This window comes from Micromonospora sp. M51, assembly GCF_018070305.1.
Classification (GTDB): domain Bacteria; phylum Actinomycetota; class Actinomycetes; order Mycobacteriales; family Micromonosporaceae; genus Micromonospora; species Micromonospora parva.
This window is the reverse complement of sequence record NZ_JAGPXZ010000155.1, coordinates 1-9986: the sequence shown is the minus strand read 5'-3', so window position 1 is coordinate 9986 and position 9986 is coordinate 1. Positions and strand designations below refer to the sequence as shown.

Sequence of the window (9986 nt, the reverse complement as noted above, 5' to 3'; positions counted from 1 at the left end):
CGCTCTACCTGACCGCGTTGATCTTCGCGGGCACCTTCCTGGCCGCCCAGTTCCGCCAACGTCGCCGCCTGGCGGCCGGCGGCACCACCGCCGTGGCCGCTCTCTTCCTGGCCTTCAGCCTCAAGCTGGCCACCGCCACCGCCGGCTGACCCGCCCTCCCACGCTCCCGCCCGCGATCTTGCGCTTTCGGTCGTCGACATGCCCGCTTCAGGGATATTTGTCGCCGCAGAAACTGCAAGATCGCGGGAGGGCTGACGGTCAGGTGCCGTCGCCGCCGGAGCCGCCGCCGCCCACTCCGGCGCCGCCGGCGGTGCCGCCGAGGCCGTAGCCGGGTCGGACCGGCTCGTCGGGATGGCGGCTGACGTGGGCTGACCCCGCGATCTGGGCGGACCAGTCCGCGTGCGCGGCAGCGGCGGCGTGCCTGTTGATCGCCTGGCGGAGCCAGCCGTCCACGGTGGCGACCCAGTCCCGCCGGTCGGCGCCCTCGTGCCAGATCCGGAACCGGCTGATGCTCTGGTGGGTGATTCCGGCCAGGGCCAGCCGGCGATCCATCCAGAGGATCACCTCAAGCCCGGCAGAGTTGGTCACGAAGATCAGCTCCAGTTCGGTGATCGGGCCGGCGTAGAGCGGCCCCACCCAGTAGCCCCAGCGCTGGTGCAACGGCAGGGTGTGCTCCACCCCCGGCAACCCGCCCTGCTGCAACCCGGCCTGGCGGATCATGAAGCCGAGCGTGTCCAACGCCGCCAGCACGTGCTGCTGGGTGGGGATCGGGTGCACGAAGACCGGCACCATGGCCCCCTGGTCGCGGTCGGGGTCGAGCGACACCTCGGTCCGCAGGCCCATCCGCAGGCTCAGCAGCGGCACCCCGCCGAAGATGGTCACCGGCGTCTCCCAGGGCAGCGGGAACGCGAAGTCGACAGCCCGCCGCCGACCGGCCGGTACGACGAACCGGCCGGCGATGGGCACCTGGTGGAACTGCATGAGCCGCCGCGGCGCCGCCGGGTCGTCCGGTTCGACGGTGGTGACCAGGCCGAGCCGGATGTGGCGGACGAGCACGTCGTCCGGACCGGCGGCGAGAGTCACCCGGCCGGGCAGGCGCAGGCCCGGCCGGGTGCTCGGATTGGGGAGAGTGGTCTGCACGGAGAGCCCGGTCCCACCGGACTCCGGTGACACTCCCGTCAAGCGCACCGCACCCTCCACGCCAGGCCGAGGTGACCTCGCCCCTCGCGAGGTCACCTCAACTGTCGCGGACCCGGTGCGCGGTCACCCCGACTTTCGCGGATCCGACACGCGGTCACCCGACTTCGACGGAACGTGACCACCCATCCGGTTTCACCGCATCCGGCGCCCGCGCGGCACCGTGTCGGTCTCGTCGTCGAACTCCCCGATGACCTCCTCCAGGAGGTCCTCCAGGGCGACGAAGCCGATCGGCCGGGCCGGTCCGCCGCCGTTGCGCACCAGCGCGAGCTGCGACTGCCGGGCCCGCATCGCCGCCACGGCCTCGGTGACCGTGGACGTCGCGGGCAGGGTGAACGCCGGCGTCATCAGCTCCCCGGCGGTGGCGGCCCGGCCGGTGGTGACCACCCGTACCGCCTCCCGGACGTGCACGAGGCCGCACACGTCGCCCGCCTCGTCGAGCACCGCGAGCCGGGATCGGCCGCTGTCCCGGCTGACCTGTTCGATCCGCCCGGCCGGGTCGTCCCGGCGGACGGTGACCATGGTGGCGAACGGTTCCATCACCTGCGCCACCGAGGTGCCCTGCAACTCCAGCATGCTGGTCAGCAGTTGGTGCTGCTCGGCGCCGAGCAGCCCGTGCTCACGGGACTGCTCCAGCAGGATCCGCAGCTCGTCCGGGCCGTGCACCTGGGCGAGTTGGTCCTGCTGGTTGACGCCGAACAGCCGCAGGATCGCGTTGGCCAGGGCGTTCAGCGCGGAGAGCACCGGCCGGGAGACCCGGGCGAAGGCGCGGAACGGCAACGCGAGCAGCGTCGCCGACCGCTCGGCGTCGGTGATCGCCCACGACTTCGGGGCCATCTCCCCCACCACCAGGTGCAGGAAGGTCACCAACCCGAGGGCGAAGACCAGGGCGACCACGTGACTTGCCGCGTCGGGCAGCCCCACCGCGTGCAGCAGCGGGCTGATCAGGTGCTCGATCGCCGGCTCAGCCAGCGCGCCCAGCCCCAGGGTGCACAGGGTGATGCCCAGCTGCGCCCCGGCCAGCATCAGGGACAGCTCGCGGACCCCGTCGAGCGCGGCTCGGGCCGCCCGCCCACCGTTCGCCGCCGCCTGTTCCAGGCGGTAGCGCTTGCTGGCCACCAGGGCGAACTCGGCGGCCACGAAGAACCCGTTCAGCGCCAGCAGGATCACCGAGCTGAACAGGGCGATTCCGGGGCTCATCGGCGCTGTCCTTCATTCGCGACTGCGGGGCTCGCAAGCTCACTCCTCGCGCTCATGCGGTCACCTCGGGTTTGGTGAGCTGCAACCGCACCGAGTCGGCCACGTGCCGGTCCACCGCCAGCACCTCGACCAGTGCCCGGGGCTCCGCCTCGTTCTCCTCACCGTCCGCCCCCTCGGGTTGCAGGCTGATCTCCAGCCGGTCACCGACCTCCGGCACCCGGCCCAGCTCCCGCATCACCAACCCGGACAGGGTGTCGTACTCCGGGGCCTCGGGCAGGGCGATGCCGGTGCTGTCGGCGACCTCGTCGATCCGCCAACGGGCCGGCACCACCCAGGACCCGTCGTCCTGGCGGGCCGGTGCCCGCTCCGGTGGGTCGTCCTCGTCGCGGATCGGGCCGACCAGTTCCTCGGCGATGTCCTCCAGCGTGATGACACCGGCGAAACCGCCGTACTCGTCGACCACGCAGGCCATCTGCCGGTGCCCGGACCGTAGGCGGTCGAGCACCGTGGGCAGGGGCAACGTCTCCGGTACGAGCAGCGGCGGCCCGGCCACCGCGCTCACCGGGGTGGTGGCCCGCTCCCCCGGGGGTACGCCGAGCACGTCGGCGATGCCGACGATGCCGAGCAGGTCGTCGACGCCCTCCGCACCGCGTACCGGGAACCGGGAGTGACCGGTGTCCAGCAGCTCGACCACCCGGCTCACCGGTTCGTGCGCCCGGACGGTGTGCACGTCCACGCGGGGCACCATGGCCTCGCCGGCGGTCAGTTCGCGGAAGTCCAGACCTCGGTCGAGCAGCGTGGACATCTCGGCGTCGAGGCTGCCCTCCTCGCGGGACTCGGCGATGATCTGTTCCAGGTCGGCCGGGGTGGCGCCGCTGGGCAGCTCCTCGATCGGCTCGATGCCGATCCGGCGCAGCAGGCGTACCGATGCCCGGTCGAAGAGGTGGATCAGCGGCCCGGCGACGGCCAGGTAGATCAGGGTGGAGCGGCTCAGCGCCCGGGCCAGTTGCTCGGCCCGCGCGATGGCCAGGTTCTTCGGGGCCAGCTCGCCGAGGACCATCTGCACGATGGTGGCGATGACCAGGGCCAACGCCACCGAGAGCGGCAGGCTGACCGCCTCGCTGACGCCCGCCACGCCGAGCAGGTCGGCGAGACCACCACCCAGGTACGGTTCGGCGACGTAGCCGACCAGCAGCGCGGTGACGGTGATGCCGAGTTGGGCGCCGGAGAGCATGAAGGAGAGCCGGCTGGTGACGGTCAGGGCCCGGGCGGCGGACTGATCGCCGTCATCGGCGAGCTGGCGCAGCTTGCCCCGGTCCACGGCGACGTAGCCGAACTCCTGCGCCACGAAGTAGCCGGTGGCGGCAGTGAGAATGATGATCAGTAGGAGACCAACGACGATCAACACGGGTCGCTCAGGGCTCCCGGGGTCGTCGGTACGGGGATATGCCGGGCACGACCCGGCTGGCTACTGCTGCCCTCCTGGGCAGAAGAGTCGATCATCCCTGCATTTTATCGGCGCTGGCTGTGACTCCGCTGGGGGTGGGCCGAAGGAGCGGATCGTCCGGTTGAGCGGACGCCGCCGGCCGTCACGCCGGCCCCGCCGACCCACCGTCCGCTCCGCGTTCGGCCAGCTCATCGGCGTCGAGCAGGCCCCGGTCGAGCCGCCCCGCCCGGTACGCGGCCCGCGCGATCATCTGCGCCGCGACCGGCGCGGTCGACAACTGGAAGACCGCCACCAGCAGGATCATGCCCAGGTCCGCCGGGGACCGCAGCCGCAACGCGATGCCCAGCAGCAACAGGAGCACCCCGAGCACCTGTGGTTTGGTGGCCGCGTGCATCCGGGACAGCGCGTCCGGAAAGCGCAGCACACCGATCCCGGCGGCCAGGCTGAGCAGCGCGCCGGCCACCAGACAGGCGGCGCCGAGCCAGTCCGCGACGGTGGCGATCACTGCTGCTCCCGGACGGCGAAGCGGACCAGCGACACCGATCCCACGAAGCCGAGCAGGGAGAGCACCACCAGCACGGGCAGGGTGGTGGCGTGCCGGTTCACCGCCGCCTCGGCGCCGACCGCGGCGACCATCGTGGCGAGCAGCATGTCCGCGGCGATCACCCGGTCCACCAGCGACGGGCCGCGGTAGAGGCGGACCAGCGCGAGGAACGCGGTGACCGACAGCAGTGGGGTGAGGACGGCGGCCAGGAACGTGGTCACAGGTGGGTTCCCTTCTCGGATGAGGTGACGTCGAGGTGGCGCAGTTCGGCGCTGGAGCCGACCGCGCGGACGATTCGCCGCTCCACGACGAGCGTGCGGTCCCGGGCCACGTCCAGGTCCGCCGGGCCGTGGGTGTCCAGGACGTGCAGGTAGAGCGTTCCGGAATTCCGGTCCACCTCGAGGATCAGCGTGCCCGGCACCAGCGAGACCACCTCGGCGGTGAGCGCCAGGTTCAGGTCGGTGGGCACCCGCAACCGGACCGCGACGATCGCCCCTCGTGGCCGGTAGCCGGGCTGCACCGCGATCCGGGCGATGTGCAGGCTCGCGCTGACCAGTTCGACAACGAACCGGGCCACGAACACCAGCAGCGCCCATGGTCGCAACCGGCCACCGAAGCTGACCGCCGGCAGCGGGAAGAACACCAGCACGGCCCCGCCCACCAGCAGGCCACCGACCAGGTTGGCCCAGGTGAGGTTGCCCCAGAGCAGGCTCCAGACCAGCACCAGCCAGCCGAGCGCCACCGCCTGGTCGCGCCAGCGCCCGACCCGACCGCGCCCCACCACGCGAGGCCTGGGCGCGTCGGGAGCCGGCTCGGTTGGGCCGGTCACGGCACGCCGCCCGGCAACACGGCACTGACGTACGGGGTACGCAGGAGCAGGTCCCCGGCGGCGTCAGCGGTGACGTCGAAGAGCGGACCGGCCAGCACGGTCAACGCCAGCCCCAGCGCGACCAGGGCCACTGTGGCGCCCACCATCAGCCTCGGCAGCTGGGCCACTGGCTCACTGGTGGCCGTGCGGGGCGCCCGCCAGAAGGCGATGTTCCACGCCCGGGACGCCACGTACAGGGTGAGCAGGCTGGTCAGCGTGCCGGCCGCGACCAGCACCCCGGGCAGCGGCCCGCCGGCGGCCACCCCGGCCTGGAGCAGGCCGAGCTTGCCGAGGAAGCCGGAGAACGGTGGCACTCCGGCGAGGTTCATGGCCGGGACGAAGAAGAGCACACCGAGCAGCGGCGCCGCCCGGGCCAGTCCGCCGATGCGGCGCAGGTCGGTGCTGCCGGCACGCTCCTCCACCAGCCCGGCGACGAGGAACAGCGTGGTCTGGATGGTGATGTGGTGCACCACGTAGAAGATCGCGCCGGAGAGCCCGGCGGCGGTGCTCAACGCCACCCCGAAGATCATGTAGCCGATGTGGCTGACCAGGGTGAACGAGAAGAGTCGCTTCAGATCCGACTGGGCCACCGCACCGAGGATGCCGACCACCATGGTCAACCCGGCGACGACCATGAGCAGCTTGTCGGCGCGTCCACCGGGAAACAGCAACGTCTCGGTGCGGATGATCGCGTAGACGCCCACCTTGGTGAGCAGACCGGCGAAGACGGCCGTGACCGGGGCCGGCGCGGTGGGGTAACTGTCCGGCAACCAGGCCGACAACGGGAAGACCGCCGCCTTGATCGCGAACGCCAGCAGCAGCATCAGCTCCAGGGCCAGCCGCACACCGCCGGGCAGGTCGTCCAGGCGCTCGGCGAGCTGGGCGAGGTTGAGCGTGCCGGTGGCCGCGTACACCAGACCCACCGACGTCAGGAAGATCATCGAGGAGAGGATGCTGACCACCACGTACGTCGACCCGGTCCGGATCCGAGCCTCGGTGCCGCCCAGGGTGATCAGCACGAAGCTGGCGGCCAGCAGGATCTCGAACCCGACGAAGAGGTTGAACAGGTCACCGGCCAGGAACGCGTTGGTGACGCCCGCGGTGAGCACCAGGTACGTCGGGTGGAAGATCGACACCGGCGAGCTCTCGCTCGTCTCGCTGCGACCCTGGCCGACCGAGTACAACAACACGCACAGGGTCACCGCCGAGGACACCACAAGCATCAGCGCGGCGAGTTGATCGGCCACCAGGACGATGCCGACCGGCGGCGGCCACGCCCCCACCGCCACCACCACCGGCCCGTGCCGGTACGCCTGCACCAGCAACAGCACCGCCACCAGGAGCGTGCCGCTCAGACACAGCACGCTGATCGTGCGTTGAAGTCGGGGCTTCCCGGCCAGCAGCAGGCTCAGCGCCGCACCGAGCAGCGGCACCACCACCGGCAGCGGCAGCAGCGCGCTCACTGCCCGCCATCCCCACGTCGCAGCCGTCGGCGGGCCGGTTCGGGATCGACCTGCTCCGGGTCACCGTTCGGGCCCTCCCCACCGAGGTCGGCAGCGCTCGCCTCGTTCCGCCCGGCCCGCCTGATGATCTGCCGGTCCTCCAGGTCGTCGGGGACCTCGTCGTCGCCGGAGAGATACCAGCTGCGGTACGCCACGGCGAGCAGGAACGCGGTGAACCCGAAGGTGATCACGATGGCGGTCAACACCATGGCCTGCGGCAACGGGTCACTCATCCGCTCCACCGGCCCGCTGCCGACGATCGGCGCCCCACCCGGGCGCCCACCCAACAGGATCAACACGTTCACCCCGTTGCCGAGCATGATGATCCCCAGCAGGACCCGGGTCAGGCTGCGCTCCAACAGCAGGATCACCCCGCACCCGACCAGCACCGCGACGGCCAGCACCAGCACCAGCGTCGGCCCCGCCCCGCTCTCCGTCACGGCGTGGCCTCTGTTCGCGACTGCGGGGCTCGCAACACCGGCTCACTCCTCGCGCTCACGGCGCCACCTCGCTCCGCGCGCTCATGTCCGGTCGCCCTTGTCGACGGCCAGACCGCCGGCGGCCGTTCCGGTGGCCTCGATGTGCCGGTCCACCTCGGCGCCGAGGCTGCGCAGGATGTCCAGCACCAACCCGATCACGACCAGGTACACGCCGATGTCGAAGAAGAGCGACGTCACCAGGTGGGTGTCGCCGATCAGTGGCAGCCGCTGGTCGACCTTCGCGCTCTCCAGCACCGACCCGCCGGCCAGCAGCGCCACCAGGCCGCTGCCCACCGCCGTGGCCAACCCGGCGCCGAGAATCGGGCCGGCACCGATCGGCACCGCCTCGGTCAGCTCGTACCGACCGCCGGCCAGATAGCGGACCACCAGGGCGAGACCCGCCACCAGCCCTCCGGCGAACCCGCCGCCCGGAGCGTTGTGCCCGGAGAAGAGCAGGAACAGGGAGAACAGCACCACGGTGTGGAAGATCAGCCGGATGACCACCTCCAACACGATCGAGCGGCGCTCCTCGTAGAGGGTGGGACCACCGCGCAGCCACACCGGCCGGCCCCGCACACCCGCCCGCTGGTCCGCCTCGGGCCGGCGCGGCCGAGGCCCGGTGCGGGAGCGCTCGAAGATCAGGCTGGCCACCCCGGTCGCGGCCACCACCAGCACCGCCAGCTCACCCATCGTGTCCCAGGCTCGGATGTCGACCAGGGTCACGTTGACCACGTTGCGGCCGTACCCCTGGGCGACCGCCAGATCCGGGAAGGCCGCGGAGATGGTCGGTGCCTGGCGGGCGCCGACGGCGACGAGGGCCAGCCCGGCGGCCACCACGCCCACCGCCACCCCGATCACCCGACGGATCAGGCGGGTACGCCGTATCGGGCGGGCCGAGAACCGTTCCGGCAGGCGACGCAGCACCAGCACGAAGACCGCTATCGTCGAGGTCTCCACCAGAAACTGGGTGAGCGCCAGGTCGGGTGCTCCGTGCAGCACGAACAGCATCGCCGTGCCGTAGCCGGTCATGCCCACCAGCAACATCGCGGTCAGCCGGCGACGGGCGCCGACCGCCAACACCGCCGCCACCGCGATCACCAGCACGACCACCGGTTGCAGCAGGCTGTCCCAGAGCGGAATCCGCGCCCGCCAGGGACTGGCGGAGAGCATCGCCGCGCCGGGCACCAGCACCAGGGTGACCAGGATGACGCCCAGGTACTGCGGCAGGGAGCCGCGCTGGGTCGCGCCTGTGACATCGATGGCCAGCCGGTCGAAGCGGCCCACCACCCACTCGTACCCCTGGTTGCCCCCCACCGGTGCGCGCAGCCGCGCCAGCACCGGGGCGAGCGGCCCGCGCACGGCGAAGAGCAGGCCACCGCCGGCGAGCGCCAACACGGACAGGCCGAGCGCCGGGGTCGGTCCGGCCCAGAGCGCCAGGTGCGCGTCGACCCCGCCGAGCAGATCGGCGTACGGCCGCAGCACGTCCTCCAGGACGCTCGCGGCCGGGCCGGCGAGCAGACCGATCCCGGCCAGCACCGCTGGCGGTACCAGCAGCGACGCGGCGATCGACCCCGGCGGGACGGGCGTCACGCCCGGCCGGTCGGCGAACGCGCCCCAGAGAAAACGGGCGCTGTACGCGACGGTGAGCACCGTCCCGGCGACCAGGCCGGTGAGGAGCACCGGTTGGTCGGTGAACGCGGCGAACACCGCCTCCTTCGCCACGAAGCCGACCAGCGGCGGCACCCCGGCCATCGACGCCGCGGCCAGCACGGCCACCACGAACAGCGGCCGGGACCAGTGCCGCAGCCCGGACAACTCGCGCAGGTCACGGGTGCCGGCACTGTGGTCGATGATGCCGACGACCAGGAAGAGCGCCGCCTTGAACAGGGCGTGCGCCAGCAGCATCGCGGTGCCGGCCAGCGCGGCGTCCGGCGTGCCCGAGCCGGTCACCGCGACCAGAAGGCCGAGCTGGCTGACCGTCCCGTACGCCAGCAGCAGCTTGAGGTCGGTCTGGCGCAGCGCCGCCCAACCGCCGAGCAGCATGGTCGCCACCCCGGCGACCTGCACCACCGGCCGCCACGGGCCGACCGTGGCGAGCACCGGCGCGAGCAGCCCGACCAGGTAGACGCCGGCCTTGACCATGGCGGCGGCGTGCAGGTACGCGCTGACCGGCGTGGGTGCCGCCATCGCGACCGGCAGCCACGAGCTGAACGGCAGCACCGCCGACTTGGACAGCGCCCCGGCCAGGATCAGCAGCACGGCACCCACCAGATACCCGCCGCCGGGCAGCGGCTGGGCGATGATCTCCGACCAGCGGTAGCTGCCGGCGTGCTCGCCCAGCATGATGACACCGACCAGCATGGCGAGCCCGCCCAGCGTGGTGACTGTCAACGCCTGCGCCGCCGCCCAACGGCTGGACCGCCGTTCGGTGCTGTGCCCGATCAGCAGGTACGAGAAGACAGTGGTCAGCTCCCAGCCGACGTAGAGCAGCAGCAGGTCGTCGGCGAAGACCAGGACGAGCATCGCGCCCGCGAAGGCGACCAGGACCGCGGCGAACTGCGCCAGACCGATCGAGCCGGCGCTGAAGTAGCGGGCACTGTAGACCAGCACCAGCGCGCCGACGCCGCCGATCAGCAGCGTCATCAGCCAGGACAGCGTGGTGAGCCGGAACGCGATGTCGAGGCCCAACTGCCGGATCCACGGGTACGTCTCGACCACCGCCCCGCCGCCGCTCACGGCCGGGGTGCGG

General features: G+C 72.1%; 9 protein-coding genes and 1 pseudogene. 1 reads left to right on the top strand and 9 read right to left on the bottom strand.

Annotated elements, in window-relative coordinates; translation table 11 throughout:
• A pseudogene (locus KBX53_RS11340) lies at nt 1-149 on the top strand (leucine efflux protein LeuE); the annotation flags it as partial.
• Between the two features lie 109 nt (nt 150-258).
• On the opposite strand, the gene KBX53_RS11335 reads toward KBX53_RS11340, so the two are convergent.
• From KBX53_RS11335 to KBX53_RS11295, 9 genes are all read right to left on the bottom strand, one after another.
• Nucleotides 259-1188, bottom strand: coding sequence for a sporulation protein (locus KBX53_RS11335; RefSeq protein ID WP_210859024.1), 930 nt, complete (start codon nt 1186-1188; stop codon nt 259-261).
• Between the two features lie 144 nt (nt 1189-1332).
• Nucleotides 1333-2397, bottom strand: coding sequence for a hemolysin family protein (locus tag KBX53_RS11330; RefSeq protein WP_030336791.1), 1065 nt, complete (start codon nt 2395-2397; stop codon nt 1333-1335).
• A gap of 52 nt (nt 2398-2449) precedes the next feature.
• Nucleotides 2450-3805 carry a hemolysin family protein gene (locus KBX53_RS11325; protein WP_030336793.1) on the bottom strand — a complete coding sequence of 452 codons (1356 nt, stop codon included), beginning with the start codon at nt 3803-3805 and terminating at the stop codon, nt 2450-2452.
• Between the two features lie 181 nt (nt 3806-3986).
• A complete protein-coding gene (gene mnhG / locus KBX53_RS11320; RefSeq protein ID WP_030336795.1) occupies nt 3987-4346 on the bottom strand; it encodes a monovalent cation/H(+) antiporter subunit G in 360 nt (119 codons plus the stop codon).
• On the bottom strand, nt 4346-4609 hold the full coding sequence (locus tag KBX53_RS11315; RefSeq protein ID WP_030336796.1) for a monovalent cation/H+ antiporter complex subunit F: 264 nt from the start codon (nt 4607-4609) through the stop codon (nt 4346-4348). The genes mnhG and KBX53_RS11315 overlap by 1 nt, the downstream gene beginning before the upstream one ends.
• Nucleotides 4606-5169: a Na+/H+ antiporter subunit E gene (locus tag KBX53_RS11310; protein WP_245233746.1), complete on the bottom strand. Its 564-nt coding sequence runs from the start codon at nt 5167-5169 to the stop codon at nt 4606-4608. Before KBX53_RS11310 ends, KBX53_RS11315 begins: the two co-directional genes overlap by 4 nt.
• Nucleotides 5170-5213: 44 nt before the next feature.
• A complete protein-coding gene (locus KBX53_RS11305; RefSeq protein ID WP_030336799.1) occupies nt 5214-6719 on the bottom strand; it encodes a Na+/H+ antiporter subunit D in 1506 nt (501 codons plus the stop codon).
• A complete protein-coding gene (locus KBX53_RS11300; protein ID WP_210859022.1) occupies nt 6716-7198 on the bottom strand; it encodes a Na(+)/H(+) antiporter subunit C in 483 nt (160 codons plus the stop codon). The genes KBX53_RS11305 and KBX53_RS11300 overlap by 4 nt, the downstream gene beginning before the upstream one ends.
• Nucleotides 7199-7279: 81 nt before the next feature.
• Nucleotides 7280-9986 (bottom strand): Na+/H+ antiporter subunit A (locus KBX53_RS11295; protein WP_210859020.1); only part of this gene is annotated, 2707 nt, incomplete at its 5' end.